Origin of the sequence: Vibrio sp. SCSIO 43155 (genome assembly GCF_023716605.1) — a bacterium.
Lineage (GTDB): Bacteria > Pseudomonadota > Gammaproteobacteria > Enterobacterales > Vibrionaceae > Vibrio > Vibrio harveyi.
In genome coordinates this window covers 2,452,324-2,468,449 of the sequence record NZ_CP071852.1, presented here as the reverse complement: position 1 = coordinate 2,468,449, position 16,126 = coordinate 2,452,324, and the positions used below count along the sequence as shown (strand labels likewise).

The following is a 16,126-nucleotide window of genomic DNA, read 5'->3' as shown; positions in this document are numbered from 1 at the left end:
TTGTTTTGCATTTTTAAGCAGAAATAGGCACTGAATAAGCAAATAAAACAGTGATTTATTTAGATTGACGCAGAATTAGTTAAAGTGGATAAAATTTAGCCTTTTGGGGATAAAGGATAATATTAGGTCTTTCTGGGGAAAAGTTGTGGAAACTAAATTGTGATGATTTGGGGAGTATCACCAAGTAGGGCGAAAGACTATAACAGAGTCACCAGACTAAGGCTAGATCAAAATAGAGAAAGCACAAAAATTAGTAACAATGAGCTATAAATCTAAAATAGACGTAGATTTCATCTAATAAGGTGTATATATATACAGCCAAAGTGCAGTAAATTTGAGGAAGGGTATGAGTAAAGTTTATGAACTGGTCTCTGAGTATCAACCATCTGGTGATCAGCCAACCGCTATCAAACAGTTATTGGAAGGGTTAGACGCAGGTCTTGCTCATCAGACGCTATTGGGTGTAACTGGCTCAGGTAAAACATTCACGTTGGCAAATGTGATTGCGCAAGCGCAGCGTCCTGCCATCCTCCTTGCACCAAACAAAACGCTGGCAGCTCAGCTGTATGGTGAGATGAAAGCCTTCTTCCCAAATAATGCTGTAGAGTACTTCGTCTCTTACTATGATTACTACCAACCCGAAGCATACGTTCCAACGACGGACACCTTTATTGAAAAGGATGCTTCAGTTAACGCTCATATTGAGCAAATGCGTTTATCGGCCACTAAAGCCTTACTAGAACGTAAAGATGCGATCATCGTAGCGTCGGTATCGGCTATTTATGGTTTGGGTGATCCGGAATCGTATCTGCAAATGATGTTGCACCTGCGTCGTGGAGATGTGATTGATCAGCGTGATATGCTGCGCCGTCTTGCAGAGTTGCAATATTCTCGCAATGACGTTGCATTCGAACGTGGTCAGTTCCGCGTTCGTGGTGAAGTGATTGATATCTTTCCGGCAGAATCAGACCAAGATGCGGTCCGTGTCGAAATGTTTGATGATGAAGTGGATTGCATTAGCGTATTCGACCCTCTGACTGGAGTGGTGAAACAGCGTGACTTACCACGTTATACCATCTATCCAAAGACTCACTATGTGACCCCCCGTGAGCGTATCCTTGATGCGATTGAAAGCATCAAAGATGAGCTTGAAGTTCGCAAGAAGCAGTTGCTAGATAACAACAAGCTTCTAGAAGAACAACGCATCAGCCAACGAACTCAGTTCGATATTGAGATGATGAACGAGCTAGGCTTCTGTTCAGGTATCGAAAACTACTCCCGTTACTTAAGTGGTCGAGCGGAGGGTGAGCCGCCCCCAACACTATTCGATTACTTACCTCATGATGGTTTACTGATCATCGACGAATCGCACGTTACAGTTCCACAAATTGGTGCGATGTATAAAGGTGACCGTTCGCGTAAAGAGACGTTGGTGGAGTTTGGCTTCCGTTTACCTTCAGCATTGGATAACCGTCCGATGAAGTTTGAAGAATTTGAGGCGATTTCTCCACAGACGATATTTGTATCAGCGACACCAGGTAACTACGAGCTGGAAAAATCAGCCGATGAGATTGCTGATCAGGTTGTACGCCCAACGGGTCTGCTCGATCCGGAATTGGAAGTACGTCCGGTATCGACTCAAGTTGATGACTTGTTGTCTGAAATTCGCATTCGAGCGGCGAAAGATGAGCGTGTTCTGGTGACAACGTTAACCAAGCGTATGGCAGAAGACTTGACCGAATACCTTCACGAGCACGATGTAAAAGTTCGATACCTTCACTCAGATATCGACACCGTTGAGCGTGTCGAAATTATTCGCGACCTTCGTTTAGGTGAGTTCGACGTGTTGGTAGGGATCAACTTGTTGCGAGAAGGTCTCGATATGCCCGAAGTATCGCTGGTGGCGATCTTGGATGCAGATAAAGAAGGCTTCTTGCGTTCAGAGCGTTCATTGATTCAGACCATTGGGCGTGCAGCTCGTAACATTAAAGGTAAAGCGATTCTTTACGCAGATTCGATCACTAAATCGATGAAGAAAGCAATGGACGAAACGGACCGTCGCCGTGAGAAGCAAAAGGCATATAACGCAGAGATGGGCATTGAACCTCAAGCCTTGAAGCGCAATATCAAAGACATTATGGAGCTGGGGGATATCACTAAGTCCAAACGTCAACGGAACACTAAGCAAGTTCCGTTATCGAAAGTGGCAGAGCCTTCGCAAACCTACGAAATTATGTCTCCACAGCAGTTGGAGAAAGAGATCAGTCGTCTAGAAGCGGCGATGTACCAACATGCTCAAGATCTGGAATTTGAATTAGCAGCGCAAAAGCGTGACGAGATTGAGAAGTTACGCGAGCAGTTCATCGCTAACAGTTGATTGATTGCTTCATTCCATGCCCAAGTGTTTGTGTTTATACCCAAGTAACCTCGAGATGCTAGGTTCAGCGAGAATGACTTGGTTTGTAGACGCGGCGACGATTTAAAGATCTAGTCACTCTAAATCAAGAATCGGCAACAAAGTATACAAGCCAAGACAACTCGCCCTTCGGGAGCGTGTCATTGCCTCGATTTCTGCGTCAAACAACTTGGAAAGAGCTGGCTATTACGCGGTGTTGTTTTCCTTGAACTCGAATCAATGACAACGCTCTGAATCCTGCATCTTGAAGTCACTTGGGTATACATAAATTGCTTGGGCACTTTCTTTCCCCTTACTCAACAGACAAAAAAGAAGCCAATAGGCAGTCGGATCTATTGGCTCGTTTTGTGAACATATCGTTCACTAACAACGTCAGTTGGCTAGGTGACCCGAGGGGTCATTAGTTTAAGAGCATGGTTTGTGCCATAATTTAACCTGTTGATATTCGGTTTAGTTTATTTAGAATACCCACAATCTTACGAATGATTATTTGCAAAATGCAAAGCGTAATGCGATTATTATTTAAAACACAACAAAAAATCGGCTAGGCTATGCAACAAATAACAGAAGGTCAAAAGTCTCGTTATCTACTAATGGTAGAAGACACCGCATCTGTCGCGGCATTGTACCGTTCTTACCTAACGCCACTCGGCATCGATATCAATATTGTTGGTACAGGCAGAGACGCAATCGAAAGTCTGAACCATCGTATTCCTGATCTTATTCTGCTCGATCTTCGTTTACCTGATATGACGGGGATGGATGTATTGCACGCAGTGAAGAAAAGTCACCCAGACGTGCCAATTATCTTTATGACTGCCCATGGCTCTATCGATACTGCGGTAGAAGCAATGCGTCATGGTTCTCAAGATTTCTTAATTAAACCATGTGAAGCTGACCGTTTACGCGTCACGGTAAATAATGCGATCCGTAAAGCTACCAAGCTTAAAAATGAAGCGGATAATCCGGGCAACCAAAATTACCAAGGCTTTATCGGCAGTAGCCAAACCATGCAGCAGGTTTACCGCACTATTGACTCGGCGGCGAGCAGTAAAGCAAGTATTTTCATCACGGGTGAAAGTGGTACTGGTAAAGAGGTGTGTGCCGAGGCAATTCACGCAGCAAGCAAACGTGGTGATAAGCCGTTTATCGCCATTAACTGTGCTGCCATCCCTAAAGATCTGATTGAGAGCGAGCTATTTGGTCACGTAAAAGGTGCATTTACTGGCGCGGCAAATGACCGACAAGGTGCGGCTGAGCTTGCTGACGGTGGCACTTTGTTTCTTGATGAGCTTTGTGAGATGGACCTAGACCTCCAGACAAAGTTACTAAGATTCATTCAAACGGGGACGTTCCAAAAAGTCGGTTCTTCGAAGATGAAGAGTGTGGACGTACGTTTTGTTTGCGCAACGAACCGCGACCCTTGGAAGGAAGTGCAAGAAGGGCGTTTTCGTGAAGACTTGTACTATCGTTTGTACGTGATCCCATTGCACCTTCCACCGCTGCGTGAGCGTGGCGAAGATGTAATTGAGATTGCTTATTCGTTGCTTGGTTATATGTCTCACGAAGAAGGCAAAAGCTTCATCCGCTTCTCGCAAGAGGTGATTGATAGGTTCAATAGTTATGAATGGCCGGGTAACGTTCGTCAATTGCAAAACGTACTGCGCAACATTGTGGTATTGAACAACGGCAAAGAGATTACGTTAGACATGCTGCCACCGCCGTTGAACCAGCCAGTGGTTCGTCAATCGGCATCAAAATTTATTGAACCTGACATTTTGACGGTGTCAGACATTATGCCGCTTTGGATGACTGAGAAAATGGCCATCGAGCAGGCGATTCAAGCGTGTGATGGCAATATTCCACGCGCTGCGGGCTACTTAGATGTCAGCCCATCGACGATTTATCGCAAGTTGCAAGCTTGGAATAGCAGGGACGAAAAACAAAACGTATGAGTATGAACGTATTAAATCAGCAAAAGATTGAAGAGCTGTCTGCTGAGATAGGCAGTGATAATGTGCCCGTTTTGCTTGATATTTTTTTAGGGGAAATGGACACCTATATAACCCGATTATCTGATCTTAAAGGCAATGAGCAATTGATCTATTTGAAAGAGATCAGCCACGCACTCAAAAGCAGTGCCGCAAGCTTTGGTGCAGATCGACTGTGTGATTTGGCTATTGCGATCGACCGAAAAGCGAAGTCGAATCAGTTAGCCGAGCAGGGTGAGGATGCCACAGAAATGCTCGCTTTGCTTGATGTCACACGCGATGCCTATCGCTCTTGGACAAACTAGCGCTTTGTTGACGCTATTCAATGAGCACTAAAACATAAAGCCCTTCCGGTGTGGAAGGGCTTTTTTATTCGAGCAAATGGCTCTAGCTGGAGTCGTTTTCTCGATGCGAACTTTCTAGTTCGACGGCAACTGGTTTTCAATCGCAAGTTTGAGCTTGTCTCGATCATGACGCCAATCGCGATTAGTAGAAGCTAACGACTCGGTGACCACATTCCAGTTCTCAAGCACCTCTGGCTCTGTTTCTTCTGCCAATACGACATCAATCTTTCTTCCTTGGCAAGCACGCTCGCACCACTCGAGTTTTTGCTTCATTGTCATACGCCCAGCAGGACCATACTCTGGACTCAAGTTGGCGACAAAAATCACTTTTGCAGTTTGATTTGCGGCAATAGCTTTACCCAATTCAGGTAGGAGCAGTGGCGGCATAATGCTTGTTAAGAAACTTCCGGGACCAAGAATGATGGCGTCAGCTTCAGCAAGCGCTGTTACAGCTTCTTTGGTTGCGGGAACTTCTGGTGATAGATCGAGGCGACGCAAATCGGTATCCATCTCATCGACGTTGGTTTCGCCTGTAACCCATTGCCCATCGACCGATAATGCGGTGAGATCGGAAGGGTGCTCAGACATAGGCAGAATGTTGACGTCGACTTTCAACATATTGCGAATAAGGTTAATCGCTTCTAATGGGCGTACCGATAGGTTATCCAGAGCGGTCAGCATTAGGTTACCTAGGTTATGTCCGTCGAGTTCGCCAGTACCTTTGAAGCGATATTCGAACATCATGGAACTGATTGATGGTTCAGTGATCAACTGGTTGATACAGTTACGCGTATCACCCCATGCAATACCCCCTTGGCAATGGCGAATACGACCGGTTGAACCGCCATTGTCGGTTGTAGCAACAATGCCAGTTGCATTGCTGCCAAAATCTTTTAATGCTGCCAACATACGGCCTAGACCGTGACCACCACCAACTGCGACCACTTTCTTATCGGTGTAGATATTCATTACGTTCTTCTAATAATCTTGTAAAAAACGACTACAATTTAACTTAATGAGTGCCAAAGGGGTACTCACTAAGCGGTAAATTGTGTTTCTAGAGAGTTTTTTATCACTCAAGTCTGGATTCCATTACAAATATTAAGTATTTTACACGGCAAAGCTATCAGGGGTTTACCTCCTCTGGTTGCCATAACTCCGAGCTCACTATGCTAAGTCTAAGGATAGGCGTTTTGAGCCAGTGACATTCTGTCACAAGGGCATAATTGGAAATGATTATGCCTCCCGTGTTTGGAAAGGTGTTCCGTGGCGCAACAATTCGAAGACAAATTTCATCGTAAGTTCTATTACTTGCGTCTGTCTGTGACTGACGTATGTAATTTCAAATGTACCTATTGCCTTCCTGACGGCTACAAGCCATCGGGCAATAAAAACTCGTCTTTTTTATCTCTCCCTGAGATCAAGCGTGTCGTAAGAGCGTTTGCAGATTGTGGTACCTCAAAGGTCCGCATCACAGGTGGTGAGCCGAGTTTACGCAAAGACTTTACTGACATTATCCACTCTGTCGCAACGACGCCTGGCATCAAAAAAGTCGCTACAACGACTAATGGCTACCGCATGGCGAAACAGGTTGCTGATTGGCGTGAAGCTGGGCTGACTAATATTAATGTTAGTGTGGATAGCCTTGACCCCCGCATGTTCCATCAAATTACTGGTGAAAATAAGTTCACTGAGGTGATGAATGGTATCGAGCGCGCATTTGAAGTGGGTTATGAGCAAGTCAAAGTTAACGTGGTGCTGATGAAAGACCTCAACCACAGTGAGTTGCCTGCTTTTCTTAACTGGATTAAAGACCGTCCAATCCAATTGCGTTTTATTGAGTTAATGCAAACAGGAGAAATGGATGAGTTGTTTGCTAAGCACCATGTTTCTGGTGTTGCGATCCGAAATCAATTAATCGCCAACGGTTGGTTACTGAAAGTCCGTTCTCATAATGATGGACCTGCTCAGGTTTTCGTTCATCCTGATTACAAGGGTGAAATTGGTCTTATCATGCCTTATGAAAAAGACTTCTGTGAGAGCTGTAACCGACTTCGTGTCTCGGCTATGGGTAAACTGCATCTTTGTCTGTTCGGTGAACATGGCGTGGAGTTACGTGACCTGTTAGAGCGCGACGAGCAAGAAAGCGAATTGATTGAACGTATTCAGGCACAGTTGCAAACGAAATCCGTAAGTCACTTCTTGCACGATGGCAACACTGGTATGACGCCGCATCTTGCGTCTATCGGCGGTTAACTCCAATCAGATTTCACATCAGGAGCAGACGTGGCTTCTGATGATTTTTCCAGAATCGATACCTTGCGTATCAAAAAGCAAATTAAAGAATAGGTGAACAAATGGGTCACGCTGAAAGCAAATTTCAACCTGCAAACATTGCAGTTCTAACGGTATCTGACACTCGTACTGAAGAAAACGACACCTCTGGTGGTTACCTAGTTGAACACGCGAAGGAAGCAGGTCATAACGTCGTTGATAAGCAAATCGTAATTGACGATATGTACAAGATCCGTGCGATCGTTTCCCAGTGGATTGCGGATGAAAACGTACAAGCAATCATGATCACTGGTGGTACTGGTTTCACTTCACGTGACAGCACTCCAGAAGCGCTTAAGCCTCTATTCGATAAAGAAGTAGAAGGCTTTGGTGAGCTATTCCGTTTGGTTTCTTATGAAGAAATTGGTACTTCAACCATTCAATCTCGTGCGATTGCTGGTTTCGCTAACCACACTGTTATCTTTGCAATGCCTGGCTCTACAGGTGCGTGCCGCACAGGGTGGACGAAGATCATCAAGCAACAACTAGATGCAAGTCATCGTCCTTGCAACTTTATGCCACACCTATCTGTATAACCTTTCCTAAAAGCGAAGGAAAAACCATGACCCAATTTACACATATCAATGCGTCTGGCGAAGCGAACATGGTCGACGTATCAGCGAAAGCGGAAACGGTTCGTGAGGCGCGTGCAGAAGCATTCGTTCACATGGCACCTGAAACTCTGCAATTGATTGTTTCTGGCCAACATCATAAAGGTGATGTGTTTGCAACCGCACGCATCGCTGGTATTCAAGCGGCAAAAAAAACGTGGGACCTAATTCCACTTTGCCATCCTCTATTGCTTTCGAAAGTAGAAGTACAACTTGAAGCAATTGAAGCTGAGAGCATGGTACGCATTGAATCCGTTTGCAAGCTAGCAGGTAAAACTGGTGTTGAGATGGAAGCGCTAACGGCAGCTTCTGTAGCTGCATTGACGATTTACGATATGTGTAAAGCGGTACAAAAAGACATGGTTATTGGTCAAGTTCGTCTTCTAGAGAAGACGGGTGGTAAATCTGGTCACTTCAAGGCGGAATAATGATTAAAGTTCTTTTCTTTGCTCAAACGCGTGAACTGGTTGGTATCGATGCGCTTGAGCTCGATGATCAATTCAACAATGTTGAAGCGATTCGTGCTCACTTGGTTGAAATTGGTGAAGGTACAGAAGGTAAGTGGGATCTCGCCCTTGAGCCTGGTAAATTGCTCGCTGCAGTAAACCAATCTATTGTCCCACTGGATACTGAAGTGAAAGAGGGTGATGAAGTTGCTTTCTTCCCTCCAGTGACAGGAGGTTAAGATGGATCCTCGTGTTTCTGTACAGGCTGAAGACTTTTCTGTTGATCAAGAATATCAGCGCTTGTCGGAAGGCACTGCGTCTGGAGCCGTTGTTACGTTTATCGGTAAGGTTCGTGATATGAATCTTGGTGATAATGTGATCGGTCTGCACTTAGAGCATTATCCTGGAATGACAGAAAAAAGCCTGATCGATATCTGTAATGAGGCGGAGTCACGTTGGCCATTACTTGGGGTCCGCGTGATACATCGTGTTGGTGACCTTGATACCGGCGATCAAATTGTGTTCGTAGGAGTCTCAAGCGCTCATCGAGGTGCGGCATTTGATGCTTGTGAATTCATTATGGATTACCTAAAGACTAAAGCGCCATTCTGGAAAAAAGAACGTACAACGAGCGATAACCGCTGGATTGAGTCACGAGATACTGACCATCAAGCTGCGCAGCGTTGGGAAAAGTAGAACCGTTTTTTATTCTGCGACCAAATCTAGTAAAGCCAGATGTTCATCTCATCTGGCTTTTTCTTTTTTACGATAAAAACGGAGTTTACTTCCTACTTTGACCTGCTGATAAATTCATCACCTTTCCTTCCTTTCACCTCTCGGTGACCTTGTTCACAATAAAAAATATCGAACAAGATATATGCAATTATTAATTAGACTCAATGTGTCACAAATGTTAATTTTTATACATATATCTAGCATAAGATGCTACCAAAGAGTTTGAATTTAGATTTATCGACAGTTTTGCCTGCCAAATGAACTCGCAAATCTGCATTTATCTACCCAATACAAACTATGTAGTATTTATTGCTAAATATGAGCACTAATTACAGAATTATTAGTTTTTTTGCTACATTTTTATGGCAAATTACTTCAATGATTGCTAATGTGTGCCGCAGTCTTTGTAAGGTTTTAGTGTTTTGTGCTCAGAAAGTGTACTAAAAAATTCTAAAATTCTGACCGTTCCAGTCCCTTGCAGAGAAGTCATGGATGCTAATGAAAAACTTGGAGTTTTACGCATGTATAAGAACAAAATCACCAAAGCCCTTCTTCTAGGTGCTGGTCTGGCAGTGGCTGCCTCTTCTTCTACCGCTTTCGCTGCTGACGTTCCAGCAGGCACTAAACTAGCAGATAAACAAGAACTCGTTCGTGGTAACGGTACTGAAGTTGCAACAATCGACCCGCACAAATCTCAAGGGGTTCCAGAGTCGCATGTGATTCGTGATCTTCTTGAAGGCTTAGTGAACCAAAATGCAGACGGCGACACTATCCCTGGTGTAGCTGAGAGCTGGGAAACCTCAGACAACAAAACTTTCACCTTCCATCTACGTAAAGACGCAAAATGGTCTAACGGCGATCCTGTAACAGCGCAAGATTTTGTATACAGCTGGCAGCGTGCGGTCGATCCTGCGACGGCTTCACCATATTCTTGGTACATGGAATACACCAAGATGAAGAATGCAAAAGACATCGTTGCGGGCAAAAAAGACAAGAGCGAGCTCGGTGTTAAAGCGACTGACGACCACACGCTAGTGGTTGAGCTAGATACCGCCGTTCCTTACTTTGTAATGATGGCTGGTCACACAACAATGAAACCAGTACATAAAGCGACAGTTGAGAAGTTTGGTGATCAGTGGACGAAACCAGAAAACTTCGTAGGTAACGGCGCTTATGTCGTAAACAACTGGGTTGTGAATGAGCGTCTAGAGCTTGTTCGTAACAACGAATACTGGGATAACGACAAAACGGTTATCAACAAAGTAACGTACCTTCCAATTGAGAACGGTGTTGCTGAAATGAACCGTTTCCTATCTGGTGAAATTGATTTCACGTCTAAACTGCCGACAGAGCACTTTAAGCGTCTGAAAAAAGAGCACCCAGAATCAGTATCGGTTGAAGGTAGCCTGTGTACTTACTACTACTCATTCAATACTAAGAAAGAACCATTCAACGACGTTCGCGTTCGTAAAGCGATTTCTTACGCTATCGACCGTAACATCGTAGCAAACGCAATTCTTGGTCAAGGTCAGAAGCCTGCTTACTTCCTAACGCCTGAAATTACAGCGCATTTCAACCCTGAGCTACCAGCTTACGGCAAGATGACGCAAAAAGAGCGTAATGCAGAAGCGGCACGCCTATTGGCTGAAGCGGGTTACGGTAAAGACAACCCACTTAAATTCTCTCTTCTATACAACACGGATGAGAACCACAAGAAACTAGCAGTAGCACTAGGTTCTATGTGGAAGAAAACTCTAGGTCTAGACGTAACGCTAGAAAACCAAGAGTGGAAAACTTACCTATCGACTAAAGACCAAGGTGATTTCGAAGTGGCACGCGCCGGTTGGTGTGGTGACTACAACGAAGCATCTTCATTCCTAACCCTAATGGTTAGCTCGAACACAACTGGTGGTCAGCACTGGGGTAATAAAGAGTACGATGCTCTGATTGATAAAGCGATCAAATCGACTTCTGAAGAAGAGCGTACCAAAATTTACCTAGAAGCTGAGCAACTGATGGCGAAAGATATGCCAATTGCGCCTATCTACCAGTATGTTCGTTCTCGTCTATTAAATCCGCACGTTGGTGGTTTCCCTGCAAACAACGCGGAAGAAAAGATCTACACCAAAGATCTTTACATCAAAGCTGACTAATTAAAGTCACTTCAAAACTATAAGAATAAGGCTCACACGCACCATTGAAGGAGCGTGTGCAGCCTATCATTTACATTTTAACTGTCACAGACTGAAAGAGTGAGTTTATGCTTAAATTCATCGCAAAAAGGATATTTGAGGCGATCCCAACCATGTTGGTTTTGATCACCGTATCTTTCTTTCTCATGCGTTTCGCACCGGGTAACCCATTCTCGAGCGAGCGCCCATTACCGCCAGAAGTTATGGCGAACATTGAAGCTAAATACGGTCTAGATAAGCCTGTATTTGAGCAATACACCACATATTTGACCAACGTTATTCAAGGTGATTTTGGTCCTTCATTCAAATACTTAGATTACACAGTAAATGAACTAATCTCTGTTGCGTTACCAGTATCAGCGAAGGTTGGTTTTATCGCCTTTATCTTCACTGTAATTTTGGGGGTGACGGTTGGAACCATAGCCGCACTCAAGCAGAATACTTGGGTGGACTACGCCATAATGTCAACGGCGATGCTCGGGGTAGTTATGCCGTCCTTCGTATTGGCTCCTGCTCTGATTTACTTGTTCTCTCTCCATTGGAATTTATTCCCCGCGGGTGGTTGGCATGACGGAGGGTGGCAATACATTGTGTTACCTGTGATCGGTATGTCATTGCTCTACGTGGCGACTTTCGCACGTATCACTCGTGGCTCGATGATCGAAACATTGAACAGTAACTTTATTCGTACCGCTCGCGCAAAAGGTCTAAGTTACCGTTACATCATCCTGAAACACGCACTAAAACCAGCTCTGCTTCCTGTTGTGTCATACATGGGACCAGCGTTTGTAGGTATCATCACAGGTTCGGTTGTTATCGAGACCATTTTTGGTCTGCCTGGTATCGGTAAGCTGTTTGTCAACGCTGCCTTCAACCGTGACTACTCGCTAGTAATGGGTGTGACCATTCTGATTGGTTTCCTATTCATTCTATTCAACGCTATCGTTGATATTCTGCTAGCAATGATTGACCCGAAAATTCGCTACTAACAGGGAAGTATGGTTATGTTAACGAAAAAAGAGAATCTTGAAGCGGTCGAGAAATTTGCAGAGAACCTGGAAGTTGAAGGCCGTAGTTTGTGGCAAGACGCCCGTATCCGCTTTATGCGTAACAAAGCGGCGATGGTGAGCTTGTTCATTCTTGCACTGATGACCCTAGCGGTAATCTTCTTACCGATGATTGCCCCTTACGCTTTTGATGATACTGACTGGTATGCAATGCACGTTGGTCCGAGTGCTGAGCACTGGTTTGGTACAGACAGCTTAGGTCGAGACCTTTACGTACGTACGCTGATTGGTGGTCGTATCTCTCTAATGGTTGGTGTTCTAGGTGCATTAGTTGCGGTTGTGATTGGTACACTTTACGGTGCGGCTTCTGGCTTCATTGGCGGTAAAGTTGACCGTATCATGATGCGTATTCTTGAGATCCTATATGCGGTACCGTTCATGTTCCTAGTTATCGTACTGGTAACATTCTTCGGTCGTAATATTGTTCTTATCTTCGTCGCTATCGGCGCTATCGCATGGCTAGATATGGCTCGTATCGTACGTGGTCAAACGCTAAGCCTGCGTAGTAAAGAGTTTATTGAAGCGGCACACGTTTGTGGTGTGAGCAACTGGAAGATCATCACTCGCCACATCGTTCCAAACGTATTGGGTATCGTAGCGGTTTACTCAACACTACTTATCCCAAGCATGATTCTAACGGAATCATTCCTTTCATTCCTTGGTCTTGGTGTACAGGAACCAATGACAAGTTGGGGCGCACTTCTACAAGAAGGCTCGCAAACAATGGAAGTAGCAATCTGGCAGCTGGCATTCCCAGCAGCGTTCATGGTTGTGACTCTATTCTGCTTCAACTACGTTGGTGACGGTCTGCGCGATGCGCTGGATCCAAAAGACAGATAATTAAAAATAGAAAGAATAAAGGAAGCAATGATGAGTTTATTAGATGTCAAAGATCTGCGCGTCGAATTTACCACGCAAGATGGTATCGTAACCGCAGTAAACGATTTGAACTTCTCTCTGAATCAAGGCGAGACCCTAGGTATCGTAGGTGAGTCTGGTTCAGGTAAGTCACAAACTGTATTCGCAATCATGGGTCTACTGGCTAAGAACGGTATTATCTCTGGTAGCGCGAAATTTGAAGGTCGAGAAATCCTTAACCTTCCAGAAAAAGAGCTTAACAAGGTTCGAGCGGAACAGATCGCTATGATCTTCCAAGACCCGATGACCTCTCTTAACCCATACATGAAAGTCAGTGATCAGCTGATGGAAGTACTGATGCTGCACAAAGGTATGGGCAAAGCAGAAGCATTCGAAGAGTCTGTTCGTATGCTTGAAGCGGTAAAAATCCCAGAAGCTCGTAAGCGTATCACTATGTACCCACACGAGTTCTCGGGCGGTATGCGTCAACGTGTAATGATCGCAATGGCGCTGTTGTGTCGTCCAAAACTGCTTATTGCGGATGAGCCAACAACGGCATTGGACGTTACGGTTCAAGCGCAGATCATGGATCTGCTGAACGAGCTGAAATCTGAGTTCAACACTGCAATCATCATGATCACGCACGACCTTGGTGTTGTTGCAGGTTCATGTGACAAAGTACTGGTTATGTACGCGGGTCGTACCATGGAGTACGGCACAGTGAACGAAATCTTCTACAACCCAAGCCACCCATACGCAGAAGGTCTATTGAAGGCTATTCCTCGTCTAGATACAGAAGGCGAGATTCTGCCAACGATTCCTGGCAACCCGCCAAACTTGCTTCGTCTACCACCTGGCTGTCCTTACCAAGATCGCTGCCATCGCGTGATGGATCGTTGTAAGCGTGAAGCACCAATTCTGACGCCATTTGGTGATGGTCGTCAGCGTGCATGTTTTTCTGAATGGGAGGCTTGGAACAAATGAGTACAGATAAAAAGCTAATTCTGGATGTATCTGATCTGAAAGTTCACTTCAGCATTGCATCAAAATCTGCGTGGCCTTGGTCAAAACCTTCAAGCCTAAAAGCGGTAGACGGCGTAAACGTTCGTTTATACGAAGGCGAGACCCTTGGTGTAGTAGGCGAGTCCGGTTGTGGTAAATCGACATTTGCTCGCGCCATCATTGGTCTGGTGGAAGCAACAGACGGTGAAGTGGTTTGGTTGGGTCAAGATCTGACAAAAATGAAAGACGTCCAACGTCGTGAAACGCGTAAAGAAATCCAAATGATTTTCCAAGATCCTCTGGCTTCTCTTAACCCACGTATGACGGTTGGTGACATCATCGCTGAACCACTAGAGACATTCTACCCAGAGCTGACTAAGCAAGAAGTGAAAGACCGCGTTAAAGAGATGATGGCGAAGGTAGGTCTTCTACCAAACGTTATCAACCGCTACCCACACGAATTCTCTGGTGGTCAGTGTCAGCGTATTGGTATCGCACGTGCTCTGATTTTAAAACCTAAGATGATTATCTGTGACGAGCCAGTATCAGCACTGGATGTATCGATTCAGGCTCAGGTAGTTAACCTATTGAAAGAGCTGCAAAAAGAGCTTGGTCTTTCATTGGTGTTCATCGCGCACGATTTATCAGTTGTGAAACACATTTCTGACCGCGTACTGGTTATGTACCTCGGTAATGCTGTGGAGCTGGGTGAAGCAGATGCGTTGTTTGCAGATCCAAAGCACCCATACACTCGTGCACTAATGTCTGCTGTGCCTATTCCAGATCCGGAAATTGAACGCAGTAAGAAGATCCAGATGTTAGAAGGTGATCTACCATCTCCGATCAGCCCACCATCGGGCTGTGTATTCCGTACTCGTTGCCCTCAAGCAACGGATGAGTGTGCAAAGACAAAGCCAAATATCCAAGGTTCTGATATTCATGCAGTTTCTTGTTTGCACGTAGCGGTGTAATTAAATTCGGCCTGTGACGGGCTTAAGCGCGGCTCCTTTTATAGGGTCGCGCTTTTTTTATGCCTACGATCTAGGCTTGATTTAGTTCATTCGAAATTCTTGAACAAGTTGAACTAAGCGGTTGGATTTTAAGCTTTGCATGATTCGCTAATATAGTGGAAAACAGAATCTGAGGAGAGCAGTCATGGGTAAGTTAGTTGAAGGTGTTTGGCACGATGTATGGTACGACACTAAATCAAGTGGCGGTAAATTCGTGCGAGAAGATGCAGGGTTTCGCAACTGGATTAAAAACAAACCGGATGCAACCTATCAACCAGAGTCTGGTCGCTATCACTTGTATGTTTCACTTGCTTGCCCTTGGGCGCACCGAACGTTGATTTTTCGCAGTCTCAAAGGGTTAGAAAAACACATCGATGTCACAGTGGTGTGTCCTGATATGCTCAACGAGGGCTGGCAGATGGGACTGCCTGAGCCATTATTTGGTCACTCCCGTATGCATCAAATTTATACTGAAGCTAAACCGGATTACACTGGTCGAGTTACAGTGCCAGTATTATGGGACAAGAAGACCAATACCATTGTGTCGAATGAATCGTCAGAAATCATCCGAATGTTTAACTCTGAGCTTAATGAGCTAACAGGCAATCATGATGATTATTACCCGGAGCAACTTCAAAGTGTGATTGACGAATGGAATGATTACATCTATCCAAACGTGAATAACGGTGTTTATCGTTGCGGGTTTGCCACAACTCAAGAGGCGTATGAAGAAGCTTTTGATTCACTCTTTGATGCTTTGGATAAAATTGATGCCCATCTTGCGACGCATCGCTACTTAGCTGGTAATAAAATCACTGAAGCGGATTGGCGCTTGTTTACTACTCTTGTGCGTTTTGACGCGGTGTATGTTGGTCATTTCAAGTGTAATAAACAACGTATTGCTGATTACGCAAACATTCAAGGTTATTTGAAAGAGCTGTATCAAATAGAGGGTGTGGCAGAAACCACGGACTTCTACCACATAAAGCGTCACTATTATTTTAGCCATACTGGCATCAACCCAACACAAGTGGTACCGAAAGGTCCTGAATTAGATTTGGATTCACCTCATGGTCGAGAATCTATCTAAGTTTAAAACCTCTAAGAAAAGCGCCATTTG

At 44.8% G+C, this 16,126-nt stretch carries 15 protein-coding genes and 1 riboswitch; of the genes, 14 read left to right on the top strand and 1 reads right to left on the bottom strand.

Going from position 1 to position 16,126, the window contains the following annotated elements; all coding sequences use genetic code 11:
- The first annotated feature begins 346 nt into the window (after nt 1-346).
- From uvrB to luxU, 3 genes are all read left to right on the top strand, one after another.
- The gene (gene uvrB, locus J4N44_RS11815; protein ID WP_005444695.1) at nt 347-2,377 is read left to right on the top strand and encodes an excinuclease ABC subunit UvrB; all 2,031 of its coding nucleotides are present in this window, start codon (nt 347-349) and stop codon (nt 2,375-2,377) included.
- 590 nt (nt 2,378-2,967) lie between these two features.
- Entirely contained in the window at nt 2,968-4,371 is a 1,404-nt protein-coding gene (gene luxO, locus J4N44_RS11810) for a quorum-sensing sigma-54 dependent transcriptional regulator LuxO (protein WP_005444697.1), read from the top strand.
- A complete protein-coding gene (gene luxU / locus J4N44_RS11805; RefSeq protein ID WP_005444699.1) occupies nt 4,368-4,712 on the top strand; it encodes a quorum-sensing phosphorelay protein LuxU in 345 nt (114 codons plus the stop codon). Before luxO ends, luxU begins: the two co-directional genes overlap by 4 nt.
- 114 nt (nt 4,713-4,826) lie before the next feature.
- On the opposite strand, the gene J4N44_RS11800 is transcribed toward luxU, so the two are convergent.
- Nucleotides 4,827-5,720: a YvcK family protein gene (locus tag J4N44_RS11800; protein ID WP_005444701.1), complete on the bottom strand. Its 894-nt coding sequence runs from the start codon at nt 5,718-5,720 to the stop codon at nt 4,827-4,829.
- Between the two features lie 175 nt (nt 5,721-5,895).
- Nucleotides 5,896-6,029: riboswitch (molybdenum cofactor riboswitch) on the top strand.
- On the opposite strand from J4N44_RS11800, the gene moaA reads away from it, so the two are divergent.
- From moaA to J4N44_RS11745, 11 genes are all read left to right on the top strand, one after another.
- Entirely contained in the window at nt 6,018-7,007 is a 990-nt protein-coding gene (moaA, locus tag J4N44_RS11795; RefSeq protein ID WP_005444703.1) for a GTP 3',8-cyclase MoaA, read from the top strand. Its footprint overlaps the riboswitch before it by 12 nt.
- 101 nt (nt 7,008-7,108) lie before the next feature.
- Entirely contained in the window at nt 7,109-7,621 is a 513-nt protein-coding gene (gene moaB, locus J4N44_RS11790; protein WP_005433210.1) for a molybdenum cofactor biosynthesis protein B, read from the top strand.
- A 26-nt stretch (nt 7,622-7,647) separates the two neighbouring features.
- Complete coding sequence (gene moaC, locus J4N44_RS11785) at nt 7,648-8,124, top strand: cyclic pyranopterin monophosphate synthase MoaC (RefSeq protein ID WP_050908866.1); 477 nt, start codon at nt 7,648-7,650, stop codon at nt 8,122-8,124.
- Nucleotides 8,124-8,381, top strand: a complete 258-nt coding sequence (gene moaD, locus J4N44_RS11780) for a molybdopterin synthase sulfur carrier subunit (RefSeq protein WP_005444716.1) — start codon at nt 8,124-8,126, stop codon at nt 8,379-8,381. The genes moaC and moaD overlap by 1 nt, the downstream gene beginning before the upstream one ends.
- Nucleotide 8,382: 1 nt before the next feature.
- Nucleotides 8,383-8,838, top strand: a complete 456-nt coding sequence (gene moaE / locus J4N44_RS11775) for a molybdopterin synthase catalytic subunit MoaE (protein WP_009702831.1) — start codon at nt 8,383-8,385, stop codon at nt 8,836-8,838.
- Between the two features lie 560 nt (nt 8,839-9,398).
- Nucleotides 9,399-11,030 carry an ABC transporter substrate-binding protein gene (locus J4N44_RS11770; protein ID WP_009702147.1) on the top strand — a complete coding sequence of 544 codons (1,632 nt, stop codon included), beginning with the start codon at nt 9,399-9,401 and terminating at the stop codon, nt 11,028-11,030.
- Between the two features lie 107 nt (nt 11,031-11,137).
- The gene (gene oppB / locus J4N44_RS11765) at nt 11,138-12,058 is read left to right on the top strand and encodes an oligopeptide ABC transporter permease OppB (RefSeq protein ID WP_005444724.1); all 921 of its coding nucleotides are present in this window, start codon (nt 11,138-11,140) and stop codon (nt 12,056-12,058) included.
- A 15-nt stretch (nt 12,059-12,073) separates the two neighbouring features.
- Complete coding sequence (gene oppC, locus J4N44_RS11760; RefSeq protein ID WP_005444726.1) at nt 12,074-12,976, top strand: oligopeptide ABC transporter permease OppC; 903 nt, start codon at nt 12,074-12,076, stop codon at nt 12,974-12,976.
- Nucleotides 12,977-13,006: 30 nt separating this feature from the next.
- Nucleotides 13,007-13,978 carry an ABC transporter ATP-binding protein gene (locus J4N44_RS11755; protein WP_053049734.1) on the top strand — a complete coding sequence of 324 codons (972 nt, stop codon included), beginning with the start codon at nt 13,007-13,009 and terminating at the stop codon, nt 13,976-13,978.
- Entirely contained in the window at nt 13,975-14,967 is a 993-nt protein-coding gene (oppF, locus tag J4N44_RS11750; protein ID WP_009698507.1) for a murein tripeptide/oligopeptide ABC transporter ATP binding protein OppF, read from the top strand. The genes J4N44_RS11755 and oppF overlap by 4 nt, the downstream gene beginning before the upstream one ends.
- A 184-nt stretch (nt 14,968-15,151) precedes the next feature.
- A complete protein-coding gene (locus J4N44_RS11745; RefSeq protein WP_252044489.1) occupies nt 15,152-16,096 on the top strand; it encodes a glutathione S-transferase family protein in 945 nt (314 codons plus the stop codon).
- Nucleotides 16,097-16,126: the final 30 nt, after the last annotated feature.

Excerpts from the sequence above, each read along its gene's own strand:
- uvrB (WP_005444695.1), top strand. The coding sequence starts at position 347 with ATGAGTAAAGTTTATGAACTGGTCTCTGAGTATCAACCATCTGGTGAT.
- luxO (WP_005444697.1), top strand. The coding sequence starts at position 2,968 with ATGCAACAAATAACAGAAGGTCAAAAGTCTCGTTATCTACTAATGGTA.
- luxU (WP_005444699.1), top strand. The coding sequence starts at position 4,368 with ATGAGTATGAACGTATTAAATCAGCAAAAGATTGAAGAGCTGTCTGCT.
- J4N44_RS11800 (WP_005444701.1), bottom strand. The coding sequence starts at position 5,720 with ATGAATATCTACACCGATAAGAAAGTGGTCGCAGTTGGTGGTGGTCAC.
- moaB (WP_005433210.1), top strand. The coding sequence starts at position 7,109 with ATGGGTCACGCTGAAAGCAAATTTCAACCTGCAAACATTGCAGTTCTA.
- moaC (WP_050908866.1), top strand. The coding sequence starts at position 7,648 with ATGACCCAATTTACACATATCAATGCGTCTGGCGAAGCGAACATGGTC.
- moaD (WP_005444716.1), top strand. The coding sequence starts at position 8,124 with ATGATTAAAGTTCTTTTCTTTGCTCAAACGCGTGAACTGGTTGGTATC.
- moaE (WP_009702831.1), top strand. The coding sequence starts at position 8,383 with ATGGATCCTCGTGTTTCTGTACAGGCTGAAGACTTTTCTGTTGATCAA.
- J4N44_RS11770 (WP_009702147.1), top strand. The coding sequence starts at position 9,399 with ATGTATAAGAACAAAATCACCAAAGCCCTTCTTCTAGGTGCTGGTCTG.
- oppB (WP_005444724.1), top strand. The coding sequence starts at position 11,138 with ATGCTTAAATTCATCGCAAAAAGGATATTTGAGGCGATCCCAACCATG.
- oppC (WP_005444726.1), top strand. The coding sequence starts at position 12,074 with ATGTTAACGAAAAAAGAGAATCTTGAAGCGGTCGAGAAATTTGCAGAG.
- J4N44_RS11755 (WP_053049734.1), top strand. The coding sequence starts at position 13,007 with ATGAGTTTATTAGATGTCAAAGATCTGCGCGTCGAATTTACCACGCAA.
- oppF (WP_009698507.1), top strand. The coding sequence starts at position 13,975 with ATGAGTACAGATAAAAAGCTAATTCTGGATGTATCTGATCTGAAAGTT.
- J4N44_RS11745 (WP_252044489.1), top strand. The coding sequence starts at position 15,152 with ATGGGTAAGTTAGTTGAAGGTGTTTGGCACGATGTATGGTACGACACT.